Source organism: Gilliamella sp. Pas-s95, assembly GCF_009795795.1.
GTDB classification, from domain to species: domain Bacteria; phylum Pseudomonadota; class Gammaproteobacteria; order Enterobacterales; family Orbaceae; genus Gilliamella; species Gilliamella bombicola.
Genome location: NZ_WTFC01000001.1, coordinates 25193 through 51970 on the forward strand (window position 1 = coordinate 25193; position 26778 = coordinate 51970).

The 26778-nt window shown below is 34.8% G+C and carries 29 protein-coding genes and 1 tRNA gene; 17 read left to right on the forward strand and 13 right to left on the reverse strand.

Features of this window, described 5'->3' with window-relative positions; all coding sequences use genetic code 11:
- The first annotated feature begins 38 nt into the window (after positions 1-38).
- The 6 genes from corC (at position 39) to GQ598_RS00180 (ending at position 5925) form a co-directional block, all read left to right on the forward strand.
- A complete protein-coding gene (gene corC, locus GQ598_RS00155) occupies positions 39-911 on the forward strand; it encodes a CNNM family magnesium/cobalt transport protein CorC (RefSeq protein WP_091346132.1) in 873 nt (290 codons plus the stop codon).
- Positions 904-2445, forward strand: coding sequence for an apolipoprotein N-acyltransferase (lnt, locus tag GQ598_RS00160; protein WP_160401815.1), 1542 nt, complete (start codon positions 904-906; stop codon positions 2443-2445). Before corC ends, lnt begins: the two co-directional genes overlap by 8 nt.
- 226 nt (positions 2446-2671) lie before the next feature.
- Positions 2672-3580 (forward strand): glutamate/aspartate ABC transporter substrate-binding protein, encoded by a 909-nt coding sequence (locus tag GQ598_RS00165; protein WP_160401816.1) that lies wholly within the window; start codon positions 2672-2674, stop codon positions 3578-3580.
- 167 nt (positions 3581-3747) lie between these two features.
- Positions 3748-4467 (forward strand): amino acid ABC transporter permease, encoded by a 720-nt coding sequence (locus GQ598_RS00170; protein WP_202112616.1) that lies wholly within the window; start codon positions 3748-3750, stop codon positions 4465-4467.
- Between the two features lies 1 nt (position 4468).
- The gene (locus GQ598_RS00175) at positions 4469-5203 is read left to right on the forward strand and encodes an ABC transporter permease subunit (RefSeq protein ID WP_160401818.1); all 735 of its coding nucleotides are present in this window, start codon (positions 4469-4471) and stop codon (positions 5201-5203) included.
- On the forward strand, positions 5200-5925 hold the full coding sequence (locus GQ598_RS00180) for an amino acid ABC transporter ATP-binding protein (RefSeq protein ID WP_160401819.1): 726 nt from the start codon (positions 5200-5202) through the stop codon (positions 5923-5925). The genes GQ598_RS00175 and GQ598_RS00180 overlap by 4 nt, the downstream gene beginning before the upstream one ends.
- Positions 5926-6025: 100 nt before the next feature.
- Here GQ598_RS00180 and recD read toward each other — a convergent pair whose 3' ends face one another.
- The gene (recD, locus tag GQ598_RS00185; RefSeq protein WP_160401820.1) at positions 6026-7876 is read right to left on the reverse strand and encodes an exodeoxyribonuclease V subunit alpha; all 1851 of its coding nucleotides are present in this window, start codon (positions 7874-7876) and stop codon (positions 6026-6028) included.
- Between the two features lie 24 nt (positions 7877-7900).
- The gene (locus GQ598_RS00190) at positions 7901-8080 is read right to left on the reverse strand and encodes a DUF4139 domain-containing protein (protein ID WP_160401821.1); all 180 of its coding nucleotides are present in this window, start codon (positions 8078-8080) and stop codon (positions 7901-7903) included.
- 338 nt (positions 8081-8418) lie between these two features.
- Between GQ598_RS00190 and nadR the strand changes: the two genes are divergently transcribed.
- From nadR to GQ598_RS00220, 6 genes are all read left to right on the forward strand, one after another.
- The gene (gene nadR / locus GQ598_RS00195) at positions 8419-9654 is read left to right on the forward strand and encodes a multifunctional transcriptional regulator/nicotinamide-nucleotide adenylyltransferase/ribosylnicotinamide kinase NadR (RefSeq protein WP_160401822.1); all 1236 of its coding nucleotides are present in this window, start codon (positions 8419-8421) and stop codon (positions 9652-9654) included.
- Between the two features lie 2 nt (positions 9655-9656).
- The gene (gene pnuC / locus GQ598_RS00200; protein WP_160401823.1) at positions 9657-10346 is read left to right on the forward strand and encodes a nicotinamide riboside transporter PnuC; all 690 of its coding nucleotides are present in this window, start codon (positions 9657-9659) and stop codon (positions 10344-10346) included.
- 178 nt (positions 10347-10524) lie between these two features.
- Positions 10525-11226 (forward strand): TetR/AcrR family transcriptional regulator, encoded by a 702-nt coding sequence (locus GQ598_RS00205; RefSeq protein WP_141683304.1) that lies wholly within the window; start codon positions 10525-10527, stop codon positions 11224-11226.
- 193 nt (positions 11227-11419) lie between these two features.
- A complete protein-coding gene (locus GQ598_RS00210) occupies positions 11420-12187 on the forward strand; it encodes a cyclase family protein (protein WP_160401824.1) in 768 nt (255 codons plus the stop codon).
- 18 nt (positions 12188-12205) lie between these two features.
- The gene (locus GQ598_RS00215; RefSeq protein ID WP_160401825.1) at positions 12206-13402 is read left to right on the forward strand and encodes an MFS transporter; all 1197 of its coding nucleotides are present in this window, start codon (positions 12206-12208) and stop codon (positions 13400-13402) included.
- A gap of 14 nt (positions 13403-13416) precedes the next feature.
- Entirely contained in the window at positions 13417-14241 is an 825-nt protein-coding gene (locus GQ598_RS00220) for a 3-keto-5-aminohexanoate cleavage protein (protein ID WP_160401826.1), read from the forward strand.
- A gap of 36 nt (positions 14242-14277) precedes the next feature.
- Here the strand turns inward: GQ598_RS00220 and GQ598_RS00225 are convergent, their stop codons facing one another.
- From GQ598_RS00225 to GQ598_RS00250, 6 genes are read right to left on the reverse strand one after another with little or no spacing between them, the layout of a single operon-like run.
- The gene (locus GQ598_RS00225) at positions 14278-14904 is read right to left on the reverse strand and encodes a protein-L-isoaspartate(D-aspartate) O-methyltransferase (RefSeq protein ID WP_160401827.1); all 627 of its coding nucleotides are present in this window, start codon (positions 14902-14904) and stop codon (positions 14278-14280) included.
- A gap of 5 nt (positions 14905-14909) precedes the next feature.
- The gene (gene truD, locus GQ598_RS00230; protein ID WP_160401828.1) at positions 14910-15932 is read right to left on the reverse strand and encodes a tRNA pseudouridine(13) synthase TruD; all 1023 of its coding nucleotides are present in this window, start codon (positions 15930-15932) and stop codon (positions 14910-14912) included.
- 21 nt (positions 15933-15953) lie between these two features.
- Entirely contained in the window at positions 15954-16439 is a 486-nt protein-coding gene (ispF, locus tag GQ598_RS00235) for a 2-C-methyl-D-erythritol 2,4-cyclodiphosphate synthase (RefSeq protein ID WP_160401829.1), read from the reverse strand.
- 4 nt (positions 16440-16443) lie between these two features.
- Entirely contained in the window at positions 16444-17154 is a 711-nt protein-coding gene (gene ispD, locus GQ598_RS00240; protein ID WP_160401830.1) for a 2-C-methyl-D-erythritol 4-phosphate cytidylyltransferase, read from the reverse strand.
- Positions 17154-17450, reverse strand: coding sequence for a cell division protein FtsB (gene ftsB, locus GQ598_RS00245; RefSeq protein ID WP_091346162.1), 297 nt, complete (start codon positions 17448-17450; stop codon positions 17154-17156). The genes ispD and ftsB overlap by 1 nt, the downstream gene beginning before the upstream one ends.
- A gap of 21 nt (positions 17451-17471) precedes the next feature.
- A complete protein-coding gene (locus tag GQ598_RS00250) occupies positions 17472-17789 on the reverse strand; it encodes a TusE/DsrC/DsvC family sulfur relay protein (RefSeq protein ID WP_160401831.1) in 318 nt (105 codons plus the stop codon).
- A 193-nt stretch (positions 17790-17982) separates the two neighbouring features.
- On the opposite strand from GQ598_RS00250, the gene GQ598_RS00255 reads away from it, so the two are divergent.
- A tRNA-Ser gene (locus tag GQ598_RS00255) sits at positions 17983-18070 on the forward strand.
- Between the two features lie 1097 nt (positions 18071-19167).
- Here GQ598_RS00255 and GQ598_RS00260 read toward each other — a convergent pair.
- The 3 genes from GQ598_RS00260 to GQ598_RS00270 form a co-directional block, all read right to left on the reverse strand.
- A complete protein-coding gene (locus tag GQ598_RS00260; protein ID WP_202112617.1) occupies positions 19168-19581 on the reverse strand; it encodes a GNAT family N-acetyltransferase in 414 nt (137 codons plus the stop codon).
- Positions 19582-19649: 68 nt separating this feature from the next.
- Positions 19650-20800, reverse strand: a protein-coding gene (locus GQ598_RS00265; RefSeq protein ID WP_160401832.1) for an IS3 family transposase whose coding sequence is annotated in 2 segments (ribosomal slippage) — positions 19650-20554 and positions 20554-20800 — 1152 coding nt in all. Because the reading frame shifts where the segments join, the coding sequence is not laid out codon by codon here.
- 30 nt (positions 20801-20830) lie between these two features.
- The gene (locus tag GQ598_RS00270; protein WP_160401906.1) at positions 20831-21223 is read right to left on the reverse strand and encodes an NAD(P)-binding domain-containing protein; all 393 of its coding nucleotides are present in this window, start codon (positions 21221-21223) and stop codon (positions 20831-20833) included.
- Between the two features lie 354 nt (positions 21224-21577).
- On the opposite strand from GQ598_RS00270, the gene GQ598_RS00275 reads away from it, so the two are divergent.
- From GQ598_RS00275 to GQ598_RS00285, 3 genes are all read left to right on the forward strand, one after another.
- Entirely contained in the window at positions 21578-22315 is a 738-nt protein-coding gene (locus GQ598_RS00275; protein WP_160401833.1) for a 3-oxoacyl-ACP reductase family protein, read from the forward strand.
- Positions 22316-22384: 69 nt separating this feature from the next.
- On the forward strand, positions 22385-23560 hold the full coding sequence (locus tag GQ598_RS00280; protein ID WP_160401834.1) for an efflux RND transporter periplasmic adaptor subunit: 1176 nt from the start codon (positions 22385-22387) through the stop codon (positions 23558-23560).
- Positions 23561-23568: 8 nt separating this feature from the next.
- A complete protein-coding gene (locus tag GQ598_RS00285) occupies positions 23569-25098 on the forward strand; it encodes a DHA2 family efflux MFS transporter permease subunit (protein WP_160401907.1) in 1530 nt (509 codons plus the stop codon).
- Between the two features lie 21 nt (positions 25099-25119).
- Here the strand turns inward: GQ598_RS00285 and GQ598_RS11275 are convergent, their stop codons facing one another.
- Positions 25120-25401, reverse strand: a complete 282-nt coding sequence (locus GQ598_RS11275; RefSeq protein WP_160401835.1) for a hypothetical protein — start codon at positions 25399-25401, stop codon at positions 25120-25122.
- A gap of 13 nt (positions 25402-25414) precedes the next feature.
- A complete protein-coding gene (locus tag GQ598_RS00295; protein ID WP_160401836.1) occupies positions 25415-25816 on the reverse strand; it encodes a hypothetical protein in 402 nt (133 codons plus the stop codon).
- A 123-nt stretch (positions 25817-25939) separates the two neighbouring features.
- Between GQ598_RS00295 and GQ598_RS00300 the strand changes: the two genes are divergently transcribed.
- Positions 25940-26758, forward strand: coding sequence for a helix-turn-helix domain-containing protein (locus GQ598_RS00300; protein ID WP_160401837.1), 819 nt, complete (start codon positions 25940-25942; stop codon positions 26756-26758).
- The last annotated feature ends 20 nt before the right edge of the window (positions 26759-26778 follow it).

The following is a 26778-nucleotide window of genomic DNA, read 5'->3' on the forward strand; positions in this document are numbered from 1 at the left end:
TATTACATTAATAATAAAGCAAGAAAGGAAGAGTACAAATGAGTGATGATAATCACCGGAGACCTAAAAAAGGGTTTGCATTATGGTTAAGTCAATTATTTAATTCAGAGCCAAAAGATAAAGAAGAACTGATCGAAGTGATCCGCGAAGCCGAAGAAAACGAGCTTATCGATCCAGATACGCTTGATATGATTGAAGGCGTCATGGATATTGCCGAGCAACGCATTCGTGATATTATGATCCCCCGCTCTCAAATTGTTACCATTAAAGATAATTACTCTCTTGATCAGTGTTTAGATATTATTTCTGAACATGGACATTCCCGTTATCCAGTTATTAGTGAAGATAGAGACCACATTGAAGGGATTTTGTTAGCAAAAGATCTGTTGATTTTTATTCGCCAAGGTGTGGATAATTTTGATCTTAAAAAAATCCTTAGACCTACTGTTGTTGTGCCTGAAAGTAAGCGCGTCGATCATATGTTAAAAGAGTTTCGCATGCAGCGTTATCATATGGCGATGGCTATTGATGAATTTGGTGGTGTGTCGGGACTTGTAACTATCGAAGATATTTTAGAGCTGATAGTAGGCGATATTGAAGATGAATATGACGAGGTTGAAGATCGCGATATCCGTCGCTTGTCTCCTTCGGTTTATACCGTTCGAGCACTGACACCAGTCGAAGATTTCAATGATATTTTTGCCACTCATTTTAGTGATGATGAAATGGATACTATCGGTGGACTAGTCATGCAACATTTTGGGCGGTTACCTTTACGTGGCGAAAGCATCACCATTGATGGTTATCAATTTAAAGTTACCATTGCCGATCGTCGGCGCATTATTCAACTCCATGTGACAATTCCAGAAGGGGCAACAGTGCCTAATTTAGAGTTACCTGACAATGTTTAAACACATATTATTGAGCCTATTCTTTGGTGGTATAGCGGTATTTAGCTATGCCCCTTTTCATATTTGGCCTTTAGCCTTTGTGTCGTTTACGGGGCTGTTATGGCTTATTGCCAATAAATCAAAAAAACAGGCCATGTTGCTTGGATTAAGTTGGGGGGTTGGCTACTTTTCGGCTGGGATTCACTGGGTTTATATCAGTATTAAGCAGTATGGGGAATTACCACCTTTTATAGCTGTGATTATTTTGGGGCTTTTAATTCTCTATTTGTCGCTTTACCCGATGCTATTTGCTTTCTTATTAAGAATGGCCAATCGATTTGCTCCGCAATTTTCATTTAAACAGCTTGTACTTGTGGCGCCAATTTTTTGGCAAATCACCGAATTTTTACGTGGCTATATTTTAACAGGGTTTGCTTGGTTGCAATTGGGATATAGCCAAATAGATAGCCCTTTACATGCTTATTTTCCTGTAATTGGAATCGATGGTGTTAATCTGCTTTTAGTGCTGTTATGTGGTTTATTGATTTATGGTATAAAGGCCACTAGCACCAAAGTGCCCAAAATGTACACTTTTGGTGCATTTTTTGCACTGCTTGCGATCTTTTTTGCACCAATTTCATTCAACTATATCGATTGGACAACGGTAGATAATACGCGTTCAGCTAATTTTGCTTTAATTCAAGGCAATATTTCGCAGTCAGTTCGTTGGACAAGAGAGCAACTGAATAATACGTTACAAACCTATGCTAAACTCACTAAAGATAACCTAGAAGAAAATAAAATCATTATATGGTCAGAAGCTAGCATCACCGATTACGAAATTAATCAGCAATCATTTTTACAATATTTAGACAACGAAGCCAGATCACATAATGCTGAAATTGCTGTCGGTATTATTGATTATCGTTTTGGTGAAAACGGTTATCAATCTAATGGTGATATCTATAATACACTATTGGTATTGGGCGAAAAGGAACCCTATCAATACCCTACAACGAATCGTTATCAAAAACACCATTTAGTACCTTTTGGTGAATTTACGCCATTAGAATCAGTACTTGAACCAATTGCGGAATTACTTAACGTTCCTATGTCATCAATGAAATCTGGCGAAGCAAAACAACCACAACTTGAAATAAAAGGTTTTAAATTTACACCTGCTATTTGTTATGAAATTATTTTGTCAGATTTAATGCGACAAAAATTTACTCCTGATAGCGATTTTTTATTGACAGTGTCAAATGATGCATGGTTTGGTAATAGCATTGGTCCTAAGCAACATTTACAAATGGCGCAAGCGAGAGCGCTTGAGTTTGGTCGGCCGTTAATTCGTAGTACCAATACAGGCATTACCGCAATTATTGATCAGCATGGAAATATTATTAAACAATTGCCTCAATTTGAAACAGGTGTTTTATCGGCTTCTGTTTCACCCACAACAGGGCTAACGCCTTATGCAAGATGGGGAAATGTTCCTTATTTTATCATTATGGCATTGATGTTTATCTCACTTTTGATAAAAAGACGTTCATAATTTATGATACTGGCATAATTATTGCTTAAATATAATTGGGCTTAAGAACTTTTAATGGAATCAATTATTAGCAAAAACACGCTGATTGCTGATTTCATATAGCTCCGATATAGATAAATAAACAGTAAAAAGTACTTTTATACAAAAAAATAAGTTATAATATATGCCCTTTGTAAAAATATTAAATATATTTAATATGATACAGATTACACAGTAGGAGATGAGTATGAACAAAAAGACAAAATTAACCAAATTAGTACTATCATTTGCAATGTTAGGGTTAATGGCTGGTTCGGCTGTAGCAGAAGAACTAAGCGGTACATTAGCCAAAATTAAAGATACAGGTGTTATTGTTGTTGGTCATCGAGAATCTTCGATTCCATTTTCCTATTATGGTGAAAAACAAGAAGTTATTGGTTATTCACAAGATTATACTAATTTAATCGTTGATGCGGTTAAAAAAGAATTAAACTTACCTGATCTTAAGGTAAAATATTTACCAGTTACTTCTAAGACTCGTATTCAACTACTTAACAACTATACCTATGATTTCGAATGTGGTTCAACAACTAATAATCTTGAACGCCAAAAAACAGTTGCTTTTTCAGACAGTATTTTTATTGTTGGTACGCGCTTCCTAGTTAAAGCGGATAGCAATATCAATAGTATCGAAGATCTAAAAGGTAAAAATGTAGTAACGACAGCAGGTACAACTTCTGAAATCCGTTTAAATCAAATCAATAATAAAAATAACTTAGGTATTCGTATTATTACACCAAAAGATCATGGTGATGCATTTAAAGCGTTAGAAACAGGTCGAGCTGCAGCATTTTTAATGGATGACGCGCTACTTGCGGGCGAACGTTCTCGTGCAATTAATCCTGCTGAATGGAAAATTGTTGGTGAACCGCTTTCTTATGAAGCTTATGGTTGTATGTTGAGAAAAGACGATACTCAATTTAAACAATTGATGGACAAGACAATTGCTGATGCGCAAAAATCAGGAAAGGCTTTAGAATCCTATAACAAATGGTTTACTCAACCTGTTCCGCCAAAAGGCGCAAATATGAGTCTTGAAATTTCACCAAAAATGGTTGAGCTATTTGCCAATCCTAATGATAAAGCATTAGATTAATACTTTCTCTTATTCTTTCTAATCCAATGTACTAAATGCTTTCGCATTTAGTACATAATCTAATTTAGCGAATTAAATATATTATGAGTTTTAATTGGACATTATCTTTTGAACCTATTACAGCTTTATCATGGAGTTTTTTAGACTCCATAATGAGTTTTAATTGGATGTTATTTTTTCAACCCACCCCTTACGGTGATGGTATTTACTTAAATTGGCTATTAGATGGAGTTCTTGTGACTGTTTCATTAGCAGTTACTGCGTGGATCATCGCTTTTGTGCTAGGATCTCTTGTGGGAATATGTAGAACTTTAGACAATAAGTTTTTAAATAATTTTGCAGCAGGTTATATTCAACTATTTCGTAATATTCCATTACTAGTGCAAATGTTCTTGTGGTATATGATACTGCCTGTAATATTAAGTGGTCGTTTAAAAATTTGGTTTATATCTGACTTATCACCTAATGTAAGTGCATTTATCACTGCCGCAATAGCGCTAGGGTTGTTTACTTCAGCTCGTATTGCTGAACAAGTTAGAACTGGCATTCAAACGTTACCCAAGAGTCAGCGCTATGCCGCTATTGCTCTTGGTTTAACTAATCGACAAGCTTATATGTATGTTTTATTACCAAACGCTTATCGACGTATTATTCCACCATTAACATCAGAAATGACCAACATTATTAAAAACTCATCAGTTGCTTCAACAATTGGGTTAATTGATTTGATTGGTCAAATTGATCGTATCAATGAGTCTACCAATAGCATTGTTGAAATTTTGTTGGGTGTTACTATTGCCTTTATGTTGATTAACTATGTAGTAATTACTGTGATGCGAATTGTTGAAAAATACACTCGCTTACCTAACATGAGTCATGGAGGGTAATATGTATTTAATTGATTGGATTACAAATACACAATTATATAATTGGATTGTAAATATACCTCCATTGGTATCAGATGAAAATATTTATCCTGTACTAATTGATGGTTTATGGTTAACAGTGCAAATCACTTTCACAGCTGTTGTTTTTGGTATTGTATGGGGTACAGCACTAGCTTTAATGCGTTTATCAAATAATAAATTACTTAACTTTTTTGCTAAAAACTATGTTAATTTATTTCGCTCTATTCCACTATTATTAGTATTATTATGGTTCTATTTAGCACTACCTCAGGTCATTATACATATCTTTAATTTGCCTCGTAATGCTAACGTGAACGTTGCATCGGCGATAATAGCTTTTGCTCTTTTCGAAGCTGCGTATTATTCTGAAATTATTCGTGCGGGTATTAATGCTGTTGCTAAAGGTCAATATCATGCAGCTTATGCATTGGGTATGACCAAAAGCCAAGCAATGCGTTTAATTATTTTACCGCAAGCTTTTAGATCTATGGTGCCATTGTTATTGACACAAGGTATTATTTTATTTCAGGATACCTCTTTAGTATATGTTATGGGCTTGATTGATCTATTTGGCGCAAGCGTAACGCAAATTGGTAAAGCACGAGGTGGTACTGATGAGTATTCAATGATTATTTTTGCAGCAGCAAGTTATTTTGTAATTTGTTTTACTGCTTCACGGTTAGTTAATTATTTTAAGAAAGGGATAAATCGATGATCTCCTTAGAAAATGTATCAAAATGGTATGGACAATTTCAAGTATTAAAAAACTGTACAACTCGAGTCGGTAAAGGCGAAGTTGTGGTGGTTTGTGGTCCTTCAGGTTCAGGTAAATCAACTTTGATAAAAACAGTAAATTGTTTAGAGCCTGTACAAAAAGGCAAAATTATTATTGATGGAACTGAAGTTACAAGTAAAGCGACTAACTTAGCAAAGTTACGCTCTAAAGTGGGTATGGTATTTCAACATTTTGAATTATTCCCACATTTAACTATTTTAAAAAATCTCACCCTTGCACAAATTAAAGTGTTAGGCCGAACAGATGATGAAGCTCGCGAAAAAGCGCTTAGCCTTTTAGAGCGTGTTGGGTTACTTGCTCATGCAAATAAATACCCGGCACAGCTTTCTGGCGGTCAACAACAACGTGTTGCTATTGCGCGCGCATTATGTATGGATCCGATTGTAATGTTGTTTGACGAACCAACCTCAGCACTTGATCCTGAAATGGTGAATGAAGTATTAGACGTAATGGTTGAGCTAGCTTATGAAGGTATGACAATGATGGTTGTTACCCATGAAATGGGTTTTGCGCGAAAAGTGGCAAATCGTGTTATCTTTATGGATGCGGGCGAAATTATTGAAGATACGTCAAAAGAGCAATTCTTCACAAATCCACAATCCGATCGTGCTAAAGACTTCTTAGCGAAGATTATCCATTAATTTCATTATTACAGGGCTCATCGCCCTGTTTTATTATTGTTCCTTTTTTATCACATCATCTTATAAAATAAGCAGCTTTAATACTCTTAACGAAATGAACTTAGCTATTATTTTGCAATAAACTGACTAAACCACTATGCCTTTGTGTTTGTGATTTAATAGCTTGTAATAAAATCCGTTCAGTAGCATAAATGGAAACCGTTTTTTTAGCACGAGTAATGGCGGTATAAAGCAATGAACGATTTAATAATGGAGAATAATCAGTTGGCAGGATAATGTTCACATGATCAAACTCTGAACCTTGTGATTTATGGATAGTCATAGCATAAGCCGTTTCATGCTCAGGTAATCGAAATGGTGAAAATCCTTTAATCGAACCATCAGCAAAAGGGAAATACACACGTAGTTTTGAATGGTCGTGTTCGGCCATTAATGTAATGCCAATATCACCATTATAAAGCCCTAATGAAGTGCTATTACGCAAAATCATAATAGGCCGCCCTACATACCACGTTTCTTTGTTTCTTACATGAATCAATTGGTTTTTCGCTAATAATAATTCAATTTGTTTGTTTAAACCTTCTATACCAAAATGCCCTTCTCTAACAGCACAAAGCAAGCGATATTCAGCAAATTTAGCTAAGACTGCGGCTATGTTGCTAGTACCTTGTTGCTTAATAACATGTAAGTAATGTTTATAATGGTGAATGCTGTCTTGTAATACATTATAATAAGCTTGTTGAGATGATAGTGGATGATATTGGATATCGTTTAGTGACTCGTCTGTTAATAACTGTTTAACCGTACTAGATCGCCCTTCTTTCACTGCATTAGCCAGTAAACCGATACCGGATGACTCGTTAAAACGGTAACTCTTTTGTAATAAGCAAATACTGTCAGTAATTGTAGCTGTTTGCTCGCAAACGGGCACAATATAACCCGTTAATTGGCTTAGCTCTTTTGCACGCGGTTGACTATAACCATGAGTAATAAAAGTACAAAGGTCACCAAATACGGCCCCAGCTTCAACAGATGAAAGCTGATCTTTATCACCTAATAAGATTAAACGGGCAGATGTTGGTAACGCTTCTATTACTCTTGCCATCATATTTAAATCAACCATTGATGCTTCATCAATAACTAACACATCAATATGTAGTGGATTATTTTTGTTATGCGTAAATGAACTGTTATCTGCTTTTGCACCGAGTAAACGGTGTAAGGTGATCGCTTCTGCCTTTAGGTTTAGTGATGTAAAAGCAAGTTGTTCTATTGTTCGGCTCAGTGATTCAGTTAACCTTGATGCCGCTTTTCCCGTCGGGGCTGCAGTCACAATTCGAGCATTAGGATTGGTTAACAAAATTCCGGCTAAGATCTTAGCTACGGTAGTTGTTTTACCCGTACCCGGTCCACCTGAAATAATCGCAACTTTGCGCGTTAATGCCGCAGCAACAGCAACTTTTTGCCAATCGATCTGAGATTGATGATGAGTAAAAAGCTGATTTAATATAGCGTTTAAATCAGAATAATAACATGGTTGGTCATCAAAAGTAGTATGATTGAAATATTGGGCAACATTCTTTTCGTCAAGCCACATTCTTTGAAAATAAATTTTATCGTCAATAAAGACAAGGGGAGATAAGTTTGTTCCATCGCTCACAACCTGACTATGGCGCGCTTGTTCAAGTGTGGTTTTCCAATCTTGCTGGCTTGGCGAGCCTAAAGCTAACCAGAGCAATGGTTCAATCGTTGCGTGATTTAAGAATGTCAGATTAAGACAAACGTTTCCCGCTCTTACCTCTTTACTTAGTGATAAAACCAAAAAACTAAAACGTTTAACAGTAATATCATCATTTAACATCGCTCTATTGGTTAAAAACGCTGCCAAGTGGATATCAAGCAAACTAACTTGGCTATCTTGTTTAAATTGGTTTAACCACTCGTTTAACATACTCTATTTCTATTATTGATTTATTTATAAGCCAATTATATCGTCAACTTTGTCTTTTAGATAAGCCAATTTGAAACTTAAAGTAAGATTTTTATTTTCACTAGAATTGAGCTTAAATTGCCATGTTAATTCGCCCGTTTCTTCATTATATTTTGCGCCATCATATTTAGCATCATCAAGTGAAACAGATTTATTTAAAATCATTAGTAACTAATCATAAACAACAATATCAATAAGCAGTTATTTGGCATTTTACGTCAATGGTGTAAGCATATTTTGGTGAAATATTATTACTAAATAACGAGGTAATATCATGACACTTATTAAGTGTTACATTATTATCTGCAAACACAATTAAAAAACTATCTTTTGAATTTTCATACCGTTTCTTTCTAACTAAGGATTTTCCATTAACCATTTGAATAAAATTAAGTTATAACTGGATTAAAAGCAAAATATTTTTGTTTAATATATTGAACAATAATAAAAAATAATATATATTTTGTTAAAAATAAAAAACAAAAAAAATAAGGGGAGGCTTCATGAATAGCTTCAGTTATTTAAAGAAGGCCATAAAACGAAAAAATTTGTCATTACAAACCGTAGCAGATGCTTGCCAAATGACTAAAGGTTACCTAAGTCAACTTATCAATGACAAAATCAAAAACCCAAGTGCGCAAAAGTTACAATCTCTTCATCAATATTTACAAATTGAAGCTCCCGTCAAAGACAAAAAAATCGGTGTTATCTTTGGAAAGTTTTATCCTTTACATACAGGACATATTTATCTTATTCAGCGTGCAATTAGCCAAGTTGATGAACTATATGTCGTACTGTGTTCCGACACAATCCGCGACATGGCACTCTTTGAACAAAGTGCCATGTCTCGTCAACCCACTATCAATGATAGGATTCGCTGGCTACTGCAAACATTTAAATATCAAAAAAATATCCACATTGAATTATTAGAAGAAGATGGAATCCCAACTTACCCAAATGGTTGGCATGAGTGGAGTGAACGCGTTAAAAAACTGTTTCAAGAAAAGGGAATAAAACCTGATTGCGTTTACTCAAGTGAACCACAAGATGTTGCAATGTATAAAGATCTATTTGATTTAAATACCGTTCTCATCGATCCAAAACGACAATTTATGCAAGTCAGTGGCACACAAATCCGTCAAGCGCCACTCAAAAATTGGCAATATATTCCAACAGAAGTCAGACCGTTTTTTGTCCGAACAGTAGCTATTTTAGGCGGCGAATCAAGTGGCAAATCAACCTTAGTTAACAAGCTTGCTAATGTATTTAATACTACCAGTGCTTGGGAATATGGTCGGGATTATGTATTTTCACACCTTGGAGGAGATGAACGAGCTTTGCAATATGCCGATTATGATAAAATTGCCTTAGGTCATGCACAATATATCGATTTTGCAATAAAACATGCCAATAAAGTATCTTTTATTGATACTGATTTTGTCACGACACAAGCTTTTTGTAAAAAATATGAAGGTAGAGAGCACCCTTTTTTACAAGCGATGATTAATAACTACCGTTTCGATCTAGTCATTTTGCTTGGTAACAATACCCCTTGGGTTGCCGACGGTTTACGCCATTTAGGCAGTCCCAAACAACGTAAAGATTTTCAAAAATTGCTAATCGCAATTTTAGAAAAAAATAATATCAACTATATTCAAATTGACTCACCCGATTACGAAGAGCGCTATTTGCGCTGTATTGAACTAGTTAACCAACTTATTGACGATAAAGAGTATTAATTATGAATAAATTAAGCGACATTACTATTTTAATTGGACGCAATAAATTCTATCCGTTTTTTTGTATATTATGTGTCACATTGGCATTTTTACACACTGATCCATTTACTAAATTCAATTTACGCTATACAACTTCCTACATAGGTGCTTTTTGTGGTCTATTATGCGTCATTCTATTAGCTAAACGTAAAAACATGGGTAATGTATTGGGTATGTTTGCCGCAGTTGCAGAATGTTGCGCGAATATCCTTGGTGGCAATATTGGTGCTGGATTACCCCCTTTGTACTACTTTTGTTCGCATATCTATGGCTTATTTACATGGAAACAGAACCTTGATAATGATAAAAATGTTAAGGTTCGTTCACTTAATGAAACTGCATTTTTATATACACTCATCTTTCTGATTGTTACAGCCTTTCTCAATATTTATCTAACCGATAAAATTGGTTCATTCAATACAAGCTACCAACTCATTACTAATTGTTTCATCTTTGGATTAGGTTTAGTTGCTCAGTTATTATTAATGATGAGATACTCTTTTAACTGGTATTTATGGGTAATATTAAATGTATTAGTAATCGGGTTAAATATTTATACCAATAATATTATTATCGCAACACAGTACTTAATTTATCTATTTAATGCCATTTATGGAATTTGTGAATGGAAACGTTCTGAACAGAAAAATTAGCTATTAAATAACGCAATAAGAAATTTTAAATCTTAATTTATAATTTTCAGGACGATATTTTACGCTCAATAAATGTGGTATAGTATAAAATTATAGTTATTTACCAGCAATGAGCACCATAAAAAAATTAATATAATTGAATGGTAATTTTAATCAAAATCAATTAAATATAAATATTATGAAAAATACGACCGCAGACAAACTTCTTAATTCAGCAGAAAGGCTTTTTGCTCAAGCTAGTTACAGTGAAGTATCAATTAGAGATATCACAGAAGATGCAGGCGTAAAATTAGCCTTAGTTCATTACCATTTTGGCTCAAAAGAAGAGCTATTTAAAGCAGTCATTCGACGTAGGATTGGTAAATTAAGTTCAGACCGAATCCGTTTACTTAATTACTATAAAAATCAGAACGGCGATGAGCCTATGTCGTTAGAAAAAATCGTTGAATCTTTTTTAGCACCTTATCTTTATAACACTCTTTATGGTGGTGAAGGTTGGCGTTACTATGCTATTAATGTTGCACGGCTTTTATCATCAGGCTCAGCACTAGGTTTATCAATTTTATGTGAACAATTTGATCCTTATGCCGAATTCTTTATTGTGGAATTAAAAAGAGCCTATCCCTCAGCAACTAAAGAACAAATTCATTGGGGATTCGATTTTTTAGTTGGACTTATGTGTAACACTTTTGCAGAAGCTGATCGAATAAAGTTCCTTTCACATGATATTTGCTCCATCGAAAATCCAGAAATTGCTTGTCAATATCTTTATCATTATTCAATAGAAGGATTACATGCCGTACTAACAAAACCCAAATACGATTACCAATCCACTTTTGATATTATCAAATCCTTTTCAAATATAGATTCTTCCTTTTAACCATACATTACCCTATCAATTAGAGTAAAAAGTTGGCACATTTTCACCTCAAAAAACAATTGAACGTTCACTCAAATTTGTGATCGCTGCCATATTTTTAATATATCTAATTTGAATGATCGTTCAATTAATTTTATATTGTGAATAATTTATTTTCACGTAATAACCAAAACTTAAATGAAAGGAGAAATGAATGGAAATCATAGATCTAAGTATAGCAATTGAAGATCGCACACCTAATGATCCACCTTCTATGCCAACCGAAATTGATTATTGGGATCATATTAAAGGAGCTGAACATATCAAAACCTTTTTTCCAACAGCTACTAATGACGATTTACCAAAAGGTTTGGGTTGGGCAATTGAATATGTCAAATTAACAACCCATAGTGGGACGCACCTCGATGCACCTTGGCACTATCATCCAACAATGAATAATGGAGAAAAAGCCAAGACTATTGATGAGATGCCATTAGAGTGGTGCATTTCTGACGGAGTGATGTTGAATTTTTCTCATTTCCCTGCGGGCTATATTGTTACTGCTAAAGATATTGAAAAAGAATTAGATCGTATTAGTTATAAATTGAAACCGTTAGATATAGTACTAATTCAATCAGGCGCACAAAAATATTATGGCTCAAAAGAATATTTGGTAAAAGGTTGTGGAATGGGAAGAGAAGCCACACTTTTTCTACTCAATCAAGGCATAAAAATTGTAGGTACCGATGCTTGGAGCTGGGACAGTCCACTACCACTTGTAGCAGAGAAGTTCAGAGAAACACATGACAAATCAATTATTTGGGAAGGACATTTTGCAGGCATTGAAAAAGAATATTACCACTTAGAAAAACTAACTAATCTAGATAAATTACCTGCTTTTGGATTTACTGTGTCATGTTTACCAGTAAAAATCAAAAAAGCAAGTGCAGGTTGGACTCGAACCATTGCAATAATGCCATAATTTACAGGAGTAGACGCAATGAAAACAAAATTACTTAATAAATGGCACGTACTTGTTGGCGGTTTTTTTGGGTACATGTTTGATGCAATGGATATTACTTTATTGGCTGTTTCATTACCTGCAATTATGAAAGACATGGATATGACAATGTCCCAAGGGGGACTACTTGGCACCGCAACGCTACTAGGGGTTGGGTTAAGTAGTGTCATTGTTGGTTGGTTTTCTGACAATCATGGAAGAAGAACATCATTAATCTGGAGTTTAATCATTTTTGGAATATTAACTGCTGCAATATCATTAAGTCCAAATTGGATCGTTTTGTTAATGTTACGTTTTACAGCAGGATTAGCGTTAGGTGGAGTGTGGGGTATTATCGCTGCTTATATAGCTGAATCGTGGCCTGCAAAACAACGTGGGAGAGCTGCTGCTTTTGTTTTAAGCTCATTTCCAGCTGGAGCTGGGATAGCTGCATTTCTTTCTTCACTCATAATACCTGAATTTGGTTGGCGAGCTCTATTTTTAACGGGTGCGGGTTCAATTTTTGCAGCACTTTATATCTTCTTTTTTGTGCCTGAATCAGAAGTTTGGAAAAACCAAAAAGAAGATAGAATCGCAAAAGGCGATATAAGCAATATTTCAATTAAAGAGATTTTTGCTCCAAATCTTTTTAAAAGAACAATTCTTGCCACACTATTATCAAGTTTTGCTTTTATTGCATATTGGGGATCGACTACATGGATACCAACATTTTTAGTACAAGTCCGAAGATTAGACATAAAAACAATGTCTTTGTTTTTTCTAATATTAAACATAGGAATGTTTGTCGGTTATAACTTATTTGGTTGGTTATCTGACAACATAGGGCGTAAAAAAGCGATTATCTTATCATTCATTGGTACCACCATTACATTACCTATTTATGTAATGGTTGAAGACCCAATGATGATTTTATTGATGGGACCATTTTATGCTTTTTTCATCTCTTTTGTGGGGTTATTTGGCTCTTATTTTGGAGAATTGTTTCCTACACGCGTAAGAACTTTAGGTGCAGGATTTTGCTTCAATGCAGGACGCGGAATCTCTGCATTTTCACCATTTGTGCTTGGTTTTATAGCAACTAAATATGGGCTTACTATTGGCATTGGAATTTGTGCAGTATTCTTCTTCATTTCTGCTATTACTATGCTTTTTTTACCGAATACCAAAATTGAATAATTAGAGGTTAAATTATGAATGATAAAGTAATTATTACTGTTGCAACTACAGGTGCCTTTCCAACTAAAGAACATAATAAAGCAATACCAATGACACCACATGAAATAGCAAACGATGTTTATGCATGCTGGAAAGCTGGTGCAGCTATTGCCCATCTTCATATGAGAGACGATGATGGGCATGGGACTATGAGCGCTGAAAGATTTGAAGAAACAATTTCATTAATTCGTAAAACTGACTGCGATATTATTATCAATTGCACTACTTCTGGCGATCTCCATGCAACAGATGAAACACGAATGATTCATTTATCGAAAGTAAAACCAGAAATGGCTTCATATGATTGTGGAACAATGAACTGGATGAACTCTACCGTATTTTATAACACCCCTGCTTTTTTAGAAAAATTAGGTTATTACATGCAAGAACAAAATGTAAAACCAGAAATTGAAGTATTTGATGCAAGCTTTATCTATAACGCATTATATTATCTAAAAAAAGGAGTACTAAAAGCACCATTGCACTTTCAACTTTGCATGGGGGCCCCTGGAGGTATTGCTGCCACTATTGAAAATCTTGTTTTCCTAAAAAATTTATTACCCAAAGACTGCACATGGTCCGCATTTGGTATTGGTTCGAATCATTTATCTACACTTTTTGCAACCATTTCTATGGGTGGACATATCCGTGTAGGAATGGAAGATAATGTATATTATGCGAAAGGAGAACTAGCAAAATCAAATTGTCAATTTGTTGAACGAGCTGTTCGTATTATACAAGAAGCAGGAAAACAACCTGCAACACCAAATGAAGCAAGAAAGATATTAAATATCAAATAACTAGAAAGGTGAAACCATCAGTCTTTCTGATGGTTTTTACTCTATATCCCCTTTAACTAAAGGCACAAATATCACCTCGCCCATATTTTTGGTTACGAAGTTGTCTCCATCACGCTCTATTAACTGTAGAATTTGTTTGTTTTCGCCAACAGGAATCACTAATCGACCTTTATCTGCCAATTGTTCAAGCAAGCATAGTGGCACTTCTGATGCAGCTGCAGTCACAATGATGCCATCAAATGGCCCTCGCTCCGGCCAACCTAACCAGCCATCCCCATGGCGTGTTGAAATGTTGTGAATATCTAATTGCTTTAAACGGCGTTTAGTATTCCACTGTAGGCTTTTAATGCGTTCTACTGAACAAACATGGTCAACTAACTTAGCCAAAACAGCTGTTTGATACCCCGATCCTGTACCAATTTCGAGTACTTTTGAATTAGGCGATAATTTTAACAGTTCGGTCATCTTTGCAACAATATAAGGTTGAGAAATGGTTTGTCCACTACCAATTGGTAGCGGTCGATTATCATAAGCTTGATGAGAAAGTGCTTCATCAACAAAATGCTCCCGGGGAATAGAAGCAATAGCATCTAAAACACGATCGTCTTTGATTCCGTGTTGACGCAGGAATTTAATTAAGGACTGCATTTTTAAACTTTGCATTTGGACTATTCATTTCCTATTATTAATTCACGAATCACACTTGTCGCATAACAACCTGATGACAAATAAAAATCAAGCTCAAGCGTACAACTATCCAACCATTGCCAATTAAGCTGCTCTGCTCGCAACAATAATGATCTTCTTGCTGTCTCCACTCGTTCTTTTTTAAATAGATCATTAAATTCAGACCAATTTTTTAAACACTTTTGCTCAAATTCTAGCGCTTTATATAATGTACCAAGCGGTGAATCTCCTAACAGTGGAGCTGTAATATTAAGTTCAGCGTTTTCTAGACGCTGCTGTAACACCGTTAATTCATCAGGTTGAGCAACAAACCAGCTACCACGCTGTGCTAATTGTAATATATCACCATCCAACACCGTTTGATGCAAATTTTGTGTAATTCGTTGGCTGACAATATCATTGAAAATCGCGCTTCGTGCGGCTGAAAGATAAAAGCTACGCTTTTTGCGATCTTTAACCGAAATTTCACCACTGGCCCATTTTATGGCTTGAGTAATATTATTCTCATCACGACCAAAACGCTGTTCGCCAAAATAATTAGGCACACCATGTTGTTTGATTAACGCTAATTTAGACTCAATTTCAGATTGATCACTTAAATTTCTTAATCTAATTTTAAAATAATTACCCTTTAATGCACCTATTTTTAATTTCTTATTATGCCGAGTGACGGTTAATATTTTACACCCTGCCAAATCAAATGCCGAAAAGTCAGGCGTTTGTTGACCAGGCATATGTAAACTAAACCACTGTTCAGTGACAGCTTGGCGATCTTTCAGTCCAGCATAACTTACGAGTTTTGCTGGAATACCAACATATTTAGCCAACTGTTCAGCCACAAAAACAGTATTACAATCAAGTTTTTGCAAAAAAACTAAAACATGTTCACCATCGCCAGTCAGTTCAAAACCAAGTTCTTCTGTAACGACAAAATCTTCGTATTGTTGTTTATATTGCCCTGTAGTGGTTGGTTTTCCATATAAATAATTAAGTTGTGCTAACACCTGTATCGCCTATTTTTAAATTTAATCTATTTTAGACTTTTTGCTTAATAACACGACCGCTTGACAAGCAATACCTTCTTTACGCCCAGTAAAGCCCAATTGCTCAGTCGTTGTCGCTTTGACACTAATTCGATCAAAATGAACATTTAGATCTTCAGCAATATTCACTCGCATTTGATCAACATGCGGTCGCATTTTTGGTTCTTGTGCAATGATAGTGGTATCTAAATTCAATAATTCATAGCCTTTTTGTTGAACAAGGATGTACACTTCTTTCAATAGTATTCGACTATCAATGCCTTTATATTTCGGATCCGTATCAGGAAATAGCTTACCAATATCCCCTAATGCTAATGCACCAATCAAGGCATCAGTTATTGCATGCAATACAACATCACCATCAGAATGCGCAACAAGGCCATATTGATAAGGAATCTTTACACCAGCAAGGGTTATCGGACCTTCACCACCGAATTTATGTACATCAAATCCATGACCTATTCTCATATTTTTACCTATTTAGAATTTGCTTAGTTAAATAAAAAGTTGCCAATGCTAAATCTTCAGGGCGTGTTATTTTTATATTATCTCGGCGACATTCAATCAATAAAGGGTGTCCGCCACAATACTCAATGGCTGAAGCTTCATCCGTGATGGCAACACTATCATCTAAAGCTTGTCGCAAACATGATTTTAATTCGCCGGCATTAAACAATTGAGGCGTTGCTGCCCCCCATAAATAAGTACGATCTTCAGAATAATCAACAACGGTATCATTATCTTGATATGCTCTTTTTATTGTATCACTCACACGGGTAGCTAATAGCCCACCTTGTTTTTTATTTATTACCGTTGTGATTAACCGAGTAATATCATCATGATCAACACAAGGTCTTGCTGCATCATGAACTAAAGCCCATTGATCATCATTTAACAATTGCAACCCTGCTAACACCGAATCGGCTCGCGTTTTGCCACCTAAAGTGACATTAATCTTATCGTGTAAAGCGATCGAAAGCGTATTAAATATGTCATCTTCAGGACTAATAACAACAATAACTTTGGTTATTTGCTCATGAGTTAATAATTTATTTAACGTATGTTCTAAGATCGTCTTTGAATCAATTTTTAAATACTGTTTAGGAACTTGGCTATTCATACGGCTACCAATTCCGGCAGCTGGCACAATAGCGATGATATTATTGGGGTTCACATTATGCATTATCGTTTTTTCGAGTCTGAATCAATTATAATACGATAAAAATATTCATTAGGTTTAACCATACCTAAATGACTACGCGCACGTTCTTCAATAGCTTCAGAACCACGTTGTAAATCGTTAATTTCAGCAAACATTTGTTCATTACGAGCCTTTAACTTTTCATTGTCAGCACGCAAACTGATTAACATTTCAACATTATCTTGATAATCGTACACATTATTTTTGCCATACCATAAAGAATACTGCAAATAACCAAGCACGACCAATAGTAATAAAGGGAGCTTCCATCTTATCATGAATTGAATATTATCCTTTATCTATATACATTTAACGGGTTTTGGTAAACCAGCAAGTTTAGTCGCTTGTTTAGCAGGACCTTCGGGAAATAACTTATACAAATAACGACTATTGCCCTTTTCTACACCAAATTTTTTTTCCATCGCTTTGACTAATGCGCGTATAGCTGGCGAGGTTTTATATTCTAAGTAAAAATCGCGAACAAATAAAATCACTTCCCAATGCGCATCCGTCAAATCAATGCCTTCTTTGGCGGCCAACTCAGGAACCAACTCAACATTCCAGTTCTGCCAATTTCTTAAATAACCTTTATCATCGGTTTCTATCTGTTCTAACATTTTTTAAAATACGTGATTTAATTTTTGTTGTATTATACTCAATTAATCAAGTTCCAACACTAATTTTGATGGCGAATTCACCCTAGATAGCCTAAATTCCACAAAATTTGGTGAAATTTAAACCAAACGATAAAAAATCTTAAAATAGCTATTTACAAATAAGCAAGTCTCCTTTAATATTCACAGCCATTGCGGAAGTGTGGCTGAGCGGTTGAAAGCACCGGTCTTGAAAACCGGCGAGGGGCGACCCTCCCAGAGTTCGAATCTCTGCGCTTCCGCCATATTTCCTAAATACTTCTTAAAAACCAACAAGATAAAATGAAGATGTTATTCAGTATGCCATTAGGTATGCCATTTTGTATTAGATTATATTGTACAGATATCTTTACGCAGGTTACCATCAATGTATTAAGTAATTTTTATATTATCATTCATTAGTGTGCTAATTCTGCTAAATTAGCAAAATTAGCTGTGTTTTATGTGATATAAAAATTTTCCTACAATTTGACATGCATCACGGTTGGCTCTCCAACAAATAAACATAACTTCACATCGAACTAAATAATATTAGGAAGAGTGTTTTTCGACAAAAAATAAGTTCTTCTTATTTTATCGAGTAAGAGATAAAAAGATTTTGATAAAAATCTGGTATCTATTCAATTTCACAGCCTTTGTTTTTTTTCTAGAATTAAAATATTTTTAACAAGACAATCTGCACTATTTTGATTAGTTGTCTAGCTACCATAAGAGTAAAGTGTAAAAAAGAGTTAGTGAGGAACAAAAAAAAGCAGTGCAATTGCACTACTTTTTTATTGATATCAGTATAGATAAACTCCTGTTAACAAACAATATGTCAAACCAATTCTTACTAATGCCGACCTGAAAGCTTTCCTCGTAATACAATAAAGGCTGGTTTTGCATTAGGATAATAATCAATATAGTGATCATTGTATAGTCGCCATAACGCCATCTCTAGGTTTTCTTTATTTCTAAGAATGCTTGGACCATACTGATAAATATGACTTTTTAAAAACTGTAAATATCCTCCTTGTTGAGATGATCCTCGCCAAATATTAGACAGTGCCCACCTCTATTCATAAAGTTTTCTACTTATTCTTTGGTTTCGTAAATACGGTTTAATTTGAAACTCCATTGACAGAACTAATCCAAGCTCATCTTTCAGGCAGCTTATTGAACTTTGATATCAAACGAGGGTTATCTGTACAGTAGGAAAGTTGTGCCTAAAACAGGGAAATGGCAATAAATAGTAACTTATCTAGAGGTATTTAGATCTAAATATAAGCCCAAATACCTCAAAAAAGCGCGGTTAAAAATTTAGTTTGAGTGAAGCTTTACTGTACAAAGGTCTCAATAAAAATCAAAGTAGTTTATACATATGGTAATTTATCAGTACCTGATTTTCTCTGGATATTTTGTTAGCCCGCTTTATTTTAAAACCCCATTTTTTGAAAATTGGCATGGCCACTTTTGAAGCATCTACACTTAATTGTGTAAGCTTTTTCTGGTGGGCCAAGTCAAGCACATGGTCATAGAGTTTTCTAGCTATGCCACGCTTTTGAAAGTCAGGATGCACGTACAGACAGTCTATGTAACCATCATCTCCAAGTTCAACAAACCCCGCAAGGCTTGAGCCAAAGATAGCCATCCAAGGCTGAGTGTTATTTAAACGTTCTAACCACTTCTGATAATCTGGTGGTGTTGAGCACCATGCTTCTTGCTGTGCTTTGCTGTAAATATCGGTATCAATAGCATGAATAGACGAATGAAACAAATCGCATATTTCAGAGGCATAGAGTGAAGAGTATGGTTTTACTTCGATTTTTGATCCTCGCCAAAATATTAGACAGTGCCCACCTCTATCATTTTTTCGTTTTGGTAATATTGTTGTTCATATTGTTCAGGTGATACCCAGCCATTAGCTGAATGACGGCGTATCCGATTATAATAGATTTCAATATATTCAAATAGTGCTTTATTAGCCTGCTTCCTCGTTTTGTAGTAACAGTCATGAATAATATGTGTTTTGAGTGTATGAAAAAAACTTTCAACAACCGCATTATCAAAGCAATTTCCTCTTCGACTCATGCTTTGCCTTAGTCCATATTGTAACAATAACTGCTTGAAATCAGCACTGCAATATTGGCTTCCTTGGTCACTATGAATGAGTACATTTTTAGGAAAATGACGCCGCAATAAGGCTTGTTTTAATGTATTACACACTAAATGACGGTCTATGTAGCGACTCGTTTGCCTAGCAATTACTTTTCGTCCATATAAATCGATAATCACCGACAAATATAACCAACCTTCACCCGTTTTAATATAAGTAATATCGGTTACCCATGTCGTATTTGGCTTATCAGGGTTAAATTGCCTATTTAACGTGTTGGGCGCAATATTGCGATGAGCCGTGTCTGTTTTATACTTGAATTTACGTGCTGCTTTACTCCGTAATCCCCATTGTTGCAAAACACGGCTAATTGTCCTTTCTGAAACTTGATAGCCCGCTTCCCTAACATCATGAAGCAGGCTTGGCGCACCCAAACGGGCCTTATGTTGCCAATACTGCTTTTTAATATACTCGCTGAGTTTGGCTGATTTGTTTGCTCTTTTTAACCAAGCATAATAACCCGATGAACTGACACCAAGTAATGAGCATATCTTAGTAACGGGATAGCAGATTAAATGATTTTTCATATAAGCGTACTTCACCGACTTGGATTGTTGATGAAGTACACATGCGCCTTTTTTAGTATATCATTGGCCATTTTCAGTTCTTTAATCTCTTTTTCTAACGCCATAATCCGCTGTTGCTCAGCCGTTAACTCTCGACGGCTGGTTTTATTCGGGGAAAGTTGCCTAATCCATTTATCTAGGGTTGATTTACCCACACCTAGATGGTTGGCAAGTTCGCTGATAGAAAGGTGTGCATTAGATAACGCATAATCCACCGATTGTTGTTTGAATTCGATACTAAATTTTTTGACCATGATATTTGTCTCCTATGATTTTTGTTTATATCATAGAGGCAACTTTTGTCCACTTTTTTGGCGAGGATCAGAAATATCTCTGGAAATATCAAGAACATTAACTTTCTGATTTGCCCCTGTTGCATTGACCAAACACTTTGCTTGAAATGTTTCTCCATCTTGAGTTTTTAAAGAATAAATTTGATCATTATATTCTACTGAATATACATTTTTATTTAGCAATACATGTAATTTGTTATGTTGAGCATAAAACTCCAAGTAATCAGCCACTTCATGCTTATCTGGATACCCTTTTTGATCACCAACCATAATTAAGCCTGGTAGCTGATTCATTGCTCTTGGTGTAAACAACCGCATACTATCTGGTCGTCTACGCCAGACGTCTCCTATACGTTCATCTCTTTCTAATATAAGAACCGTGATATTTTTTTAGTCAGAAATGACGCTAAACACAGCCAGCTTGTCCAGCACCAATGATTACACAGTCGTAAGTCATGAATTTTATCCTCTAATTGATATCTGTTGGGTGAGCATATATCAATTCAAGGGTTATTTAATTGAATAAACTAGCTATATTCGATCTCTCATTCTTTTTTTTAAATGAAAATAATTGTCAAAGAATAAATAACTATTTGAAATATAGAGAGTTAAATAAATCAATGACTTTTTTTATAAAATGAAGTCAGCTTATTTGTTCAAGACAATATTACTTACCCATTTATACAATGCTGTTAGCTTTTCACAATCTAGTAACCAAACAAGAGATAGGATAACATAATGGAAAATAAATGTTTTTTTGTTTCGGGTGGTTCACGAGGCATTGGAGCTGAAATTGTTTCAGAACTGGCTAGAGAAGGATTTAGTATTGTATTCACTTATAAAAACAGCAAAGAGGAAGCGCTTGAGTTATGTGAATCTTTGGCTTTACAAGGTAAGCAATGCAGAGCTTATCAATGCGATGTCTCTATAGCAAAGGAAGTTAACCATGTAGCAAAAGAATGTATTTCATTATTCGGTGCTCCTTACGCAGTGATTAATAATGCAGGAATTACTAAAGACAACTTGTTTATAAACATGGAAGAAAAGACATGGTTAGATCTAATGAATAATAATGTTTTGTCTAGCTATTTAGTCAATAAAGCTTTTTTACCTCATATGATTAGTCAAGGAGATGGCTGTATTCTCTTTATTAGTTCAGTAACTGCATTTAAAGGTAATACAGGGCAAGTAAATTATGCTGCGTCAAAAGCTGCAATGATTGGTATGACTCATTCATTGGCTGTTGAATTAGGTCGTTTTAATATTCGGGTCAATTCAATAGCTCCAGGTCTTATTGAAACGGACATGAGTAAAAATTTGTCGAGTAATGCATACAAAAATATGATCAAAAAAATTCCATTGGGTCGTATAGGTTCAACCAAAGAAGTGACTATGTCTGTGAATTTTTTACTCGGTTGTGGGGGTAATTATATCACAGGTCAAACTCTCGTTATTGATGGTGGAATGTCTGCTTAATGAAACTGCATATTATGATTCTGTTCATAGAAGCAAGGATTAAAATGAAATATGTAAATGGAGTATACGATGGAAAAAAACACCGATGGTCGACCGTTGAAGGGTTTAACACGATATAAAAAATTGATTATTTTATCTGTTATTTTCTTAATTTTGGGGATGGGATACTTTATTTTTTGGTATATGTTTTCTCGGTTCATACAATCTACAGATAATGCATATGTTATGGGAAATCAGGTTCCAATTCATACTCAAATAAGCGGAGGAATCTCCTCCATTTACGTTGATGATAATGACTTTGTGAGAGAAAATGATGTAATCGCTAAATTAGAATCAATTGATGCTGAAAATAATTTTAGTTATGCAAAAAATGAATTAGCCAAGGTAATAAGAGAAACTCAACAGATCAAACTGACAACTGAAAAATTGCTAGCAAGTATTCAATTAAAGCAAGCGACATTAGATAAATTAGAAAAAGATTTAGCTCGGAGAGAAAGCCTTTGGTCACGTGATGCTATTTCACAAGAAGAAATAGATCATGCTAGGCAAAATGTATTAATTGCGTCAAATGACTTAAAAATTTCCAAGCAAGAGTTAGAAATTAATAATGCCCTATTAATGCAGAATTCATTATTCGAGCATCCAAGTATTCAGCAAGCGATTTCTAAACTAAAGGAAGCCTGGCTTAACTTAAAACGAGTAACAATTGTTTCGCCTGTCACTGGGTATGTGTCAAGGCGCCAAGTGCAAATTGGAGCACAGGTTAATAGAGGGGAACGATTATTAGTTATTGTTCCTTTGGAGCAAGTTTGGGTAGAGGCTAACTTTAAAGAAGTTCAACTAAAACACATTCGATTAGGACAGAAAGTTACGTTAACTAGTGATTATTACGGAGATGATATTAAATTCGACGGGGTAATTACAGGAATTGCTATGGGAACGGGAAGTGCTTTTTCATTATTACCAGCACAAAATGCAACAGGAAATTGGATTAAAGTAATTCAGCGCTTGCCTGTTCGTATTGAATTGAATAAAGAGCAAATTAACAAATATCCATTACGGATAGGGTTATCTATGTATGTAACAGTTGATACCAGTGACGACAGTGGGAAATTACTTACTGATATTTCACCTCAAGAAATTAAATATCAGACAGATGTACTTACTTACGACTTAAATGAATTCAAACAACTAGTCCGAGAAATTATGCAAAATAACTTAATTTCAGAGAGTAATATTCAGTGAGTAATAAAATGTCCTCATTACATCTATCAGGCCCCAAATTTATTGGGCTCATTGTTGCATTGGCAACAGTCGCTTTTTTACAAATTTTAGATTTAACTATTGCCAACGTAGCACTTTCCACTATTGCAGGAAACCTTGGAACATCAACTAGCCAAGCAACATGGGTAATTACATCGTTTGCTGTTTCCAATGCCATTTCAATTCCTTTATCTGGATGGCTAGCTAAGTACTTTGGGGAAGTTAAGTTGTTTTTGTTTTCAATTTTGATGTTTGTTGTAACCTCTTGGCTATGTGGTATCTCCAACAGCCTTGAAATGTTGATTATTTCACGAATACTACAAGGCGCTGTTTCTGGTCCAATTATCCCACTTTCACAAAGTTTGTTATTGGCTAACTCTCCAAAGTCCAAAAAAAATATGTCTTTAGCAATATGGTCGATGACTATCATTATTGCTCCCGTCTGCGGTCCTATTTTAGGTGGATGGATAAGTGATAATTTATTTTGGGGCTGGATTTTTTTACTAAATGTACCAATTGGTCTGATAGCTTGGATAAGTATTAAAATATTATTAAAAGGACGAGAAACAGAGATAAGTAAATCGCCAATAGACACTATCGGGCTTGCTTTATTAGTATTAGGTGTCGGTAGCTTACAGCTTATTTTAGATAGAGGGAAAGAGCTGGATTGGTTTAATTCATCTGAAATTATTATTTTATCTGTGGTAACGTTAGTCACACTTTCTTTTTTTGTTCTTTGGGAAATGGCATCAAAGCATCCTATTGTTGATTTATCTTTATTTAAATCAAGAAATTTCACAGTAGGGACGATTTGCATAAGCTTGGCATTTTTGCTACATATAGGAACATTAGTTATACAGCCACAACTATTACAACGGGTTTTTGGTTATACGGCAACGTGGGCAGGGTTAGCATTGTCTCCCATCGGTTTGGTTCCTATCGTTCTTGCTCCAATAGTCGGCCGTTTTGTTCCTCATCTAGATATGAGGAAGCTTGTGACTTTTGGTTTCATTGTTTTTGCTTTATGTTTTTTTTGGAGAGCTTACTCATTTGAGCCTAATATGGATTTTTCGAGTTCTGCCTGGCCCCAATTCTTTCAAGGATTTGCGATAGCTTGTTTTGTTATGCCTTTGAATATAATAATTTTATCTGATATACCTTCTCACAAGTTAGCGGCAGCAGGGAGTTTATTTAATTTTTTTAGAACATTATCTACTTCCATTGGCACTTCTTTAACAAATTCATTGTGGGAACATCGTGAAGCCATTCATCACAATCAATTAACTGATTTGATGAATCAAAATATACAAACGCTAGAGTACTCATATCAGCAGTTTCAGTTGCTCGGATTTTCTGAAACTCAAGCTTCGGCAAAACTAGCACAAAATATTACTAATCAGGGACTGGTAATCGCAACCAACGAAATTTTTTGGCTATATGGAATTATTTTTCTACTACTAATCATAGTTGTTTGGTTTGCAAAATCATCTATTACATCAAAGAGTGAAATAGAAAAATAGCCGGTTAGATAAATACATAAGTCATAACAAGATTATAATATTTTGAAAAATAAAAATGAACTTCAAAAACTTTATTGATCGGATTACCAACATGTAATGTACATATTTTTTTTCTTTGTTTACATCTATGCAAAAGATATCTTCATATGAAAGTGTAATACCAGTGGAGCTAAACGCCTTATATAAACTCTCTTGGGCTGAAAATACCAAAGTGATGTAATGTGTTATGTCCATTATCATGTCACAGGGAGTAGGGCATTTTAGGATCGTGTGACTTAAATCAATTGCTTTTTGAGTGGACATTATTTTTTCTATATCAACTCCTATGCTTTGAACACTCCTTTGAGTGTTTTAGTGTAACCGCAGTTACAAAATTATTAGAGTGCGATATTGAACCAGCTATGTTTTTAGGCCATAAAACTGCTCCGTTGGAGCTTTTTAGTCTCCAGTAATACTCTCCATCATGCAATAAGTTTTCTAATGCCGTAGCAGAACACACTCTACCGGCTAAGAACTCTATTTTTCTTCTTACTGGAAAGTATTGAATATCTTTTTTTAATTTTAATGGTAAATAATCAAAATTATTAATATTAAAATTATCTACTGAAAAATGGCAAAAAGATTGCGAAATATTTTGAGATCTTATAATAAAGTTTTTGGTGATAGGTTTAAAATAGCCAAAAATACGTTTGTATTGTTCTTGATTAACTTTATACATGATATGTGTTATCCTTTAGTTGGTTTAAGTTAATCAAATTATGAATATATGCATAGTCTTTTTATATGGTTTATGTTACTTATTTTAATAACAAGGATGTTTATTTAGCAAGGATAAAATATCATGTTAGGCAATGATTTGTTAGTTAAAGTACACCGACAAAATTTATCTACATTGTTTTTTATATATAATATCACGACGGATTGGCATCGTCACCCTTCTCTTCAATTGACAATATCATTGCACAATATGTCTTTTGAGCTAGAAACACAAGATGAAAAAAAAGATGTATTTGGTTTTATTATTCACTCAAATCTTCCCCATAAACTGAGCGCACCAGATGTCTGTTGTATTAATTTGCTTATTGACCCAGAAGATCCCTATTATCACTTATTATCGCATTTTACTGACATTAACCCTGTTTATTTTCTTACTAACGAAGAAGCATTAAAAATTGCCAATTATTTTATGAAATCTGTTACTATTAGCCAACCATTTGATCTTTATCACGTCTATAAGCTATTATGTGAGTCAGATCCCAGTTGTTCATGTGATCAAGATAACCGCATTAATAAAGCCGTCTCTATTATTTCATCATTACCCATAAAGCAAATTTCATCGAGGGAAATCGCTGAAAAAATACACCTTTCTGAAAGTCGCTTTCTTCATCTTTTTCGTTCTGAGTTGGGTATTAATTTCAGGGGTTATCTATTGTGGAAAAGATTACAGGATGTAATTGATATACTTGACTCCCCTACAACACTGACAACATTAGCCAGTGATATGGGATTTTCTGATTCGGCTCATTTTAGCAGAACATGTTTATCTAGTTTGGGACTGAGACCATCACAACTTAAACGAGCTTTAATAATTGATAATAATGACATTATGTGTGGAAAACATTACTGTTTGTACAGAGTATTTCAGGCATTGCATACCTAAAATACACTGTATTATCGTTT

Coding starts and splice junctions, on each gene's coding strand:
- corC (WP_091346132.1), top strand. CDS start 39: ATGAGTGATGATAATCACCGGAGACCTAAAAAAGGGTTTGCATTATGG.
- lnt (WP_160401815.1), top strand. CDS start 904: ATGTTTAAACACATATTATTGAGCCTATTCTTTGGTGGTATAGCGGTA.
- GQ598_RS00165 (WP_160401816.1), top strand. CDS start 2,672: ATGAACAAAAAGACAAAATTAACCAAATTAGTACTATCATTTGCAATG.
- GQ598_RS00170 (WP_202112616.1), top strand. CDS start 3,748: ATGTTATTTTTTCAACCCACCCCTTACGGTGATGGTATTTACTTAAAT.
- GQ598_RS00175 (WP_160401818.1), top strand. CDS start 4,469: ATGTATTTAATTGATTGGATTACAAATACACAATTATATAATTGGATT.
- GQ598_RS00180 (WP_160401819.1), top strand. CDS start 5,200: ATGATCTCCTTAGAAAATGTATCAAAATGGTATGGACAATTTCAAGTA.
- recD (WP_160401820.1), bottom strand. CDS start 7,876: ATGTTAAACGAGTGGTTAAACCAATTTAAACAAGATAGCCAAGTTAGT.
- GQ598_RS00190 (WP_160401821.1), bottom strand. CDS start 8,080: ATGATTTTAAATAAATCTGTTTCACTTGATGATGCTAAATATGATGGC.
- nadR (WP_160401822.1), top strand. CDS start 8,419: ATGAATAGCTTCAGTTATTTAAAGAAGGCCATAAAACGAAAAAATTTG.
- pnuC (WP_160401823.1), top strand. CDS start 9,657: ATGAATAAATTAAGCGACATTACTATTTTAATTGGACGCAATAAATTC.
- GQ598_RS00205 (WP_141683304.1), top strand. CDS start 10,525: ATGAAAAATACGACCGCAGACAAACTTCTTAATTCAGCAGAAAGGCTT.
- GQ598_RS00210 (WP_160401824.1), top strand. CDS start 11,420: ATGGAAATCATAGATCTAAGTATAGCAATTGAAGATCGCACACCTAAT.
- GQ598_RS00215 (WP_160401825.1), top strand. CDS start 12,206: ATGAAAACAAAATTACTTAATAAATGGCACGTACTTGTTGGCGGTTTT.
- GQ598_RS00220 (WP_160401826.1), top strand. CDS start 13,417: ATGAATGATAAAGTAATTATTACTGTTGCAACTACAGGTGCCTTTCCA.
- GQ598_RS00225 (WP_160401827.1), bottom strand. CDS start 14,904: ATGCAAAGTTTAAAAATGCAGTCCTTAATTAAATTCCTGCGTCAACAC.
- ispF (WP_160401829.1), bottom strand. CDS start 16,439: ATGAGAATAGGTCATGGATTTGATGTACATAAATTCGGTGGTGAAGGT.
- ispD (WP_160401830.1), bottom strand. CDS start 17,154: ATGCATAATGTGAACCCCAATAATATCATCGCTATTGTGCCAGCTGCC.
- ftsB (WP_091346162.1), bottom strand. CDS start 17,450: ATGATAAGATGGAAGCTCCCTTTATTACTATTGGTCGTGCTTGGTTAT.
- GQ598_RS00250 (WP_160401831.1), bottom strand. CDS start 17,789: ATGTTAGAACAGATAGAAACCGATGATAAAGGTTATTTAAGAAATTGG.
- GQ598_RS00275 (WP_160401833.1), top strand. CDS start 21,578: ATGGAAAATAAATGTTTTTTTGTTTCGGGTGGTTCACGAGGCATTGGA.
- GQ598_RS00280 (WP_160401834.1), top strand. CDS start 22,385: ATGGAAAAAAACACCGATGGTCGACCGTTGAAGGGTTTAACACGATAT.
- GQ598_RS00285 (WP_160401907.1), top strand. CDS start 23,569: ATGTCCTCATTACATCTATCAGGCCCCAAATTTATTGGGCTCATTGTT.
- GQ598_RS11275 (WP_160401835.1), bottom strand. CDS start 25,401: ATGTCCACTCAAAAAGCAATTGATTTAAGTCACACGATCCTAAAATGC.
- GQ598_RS00295 (WP_160401836.1), bottom strand. CDS start 25,816: ATGTATAAAGTTAATCAAGAACAATACAAACGTATTTTTGGCTATTTT.
- GQ598_RS00300 (WP_160401837.1), top strand. CDS start 25,940: ATGTTAGGCAATGATTTGTTAGTTAAAGTACACCGACAAAATTTATCT.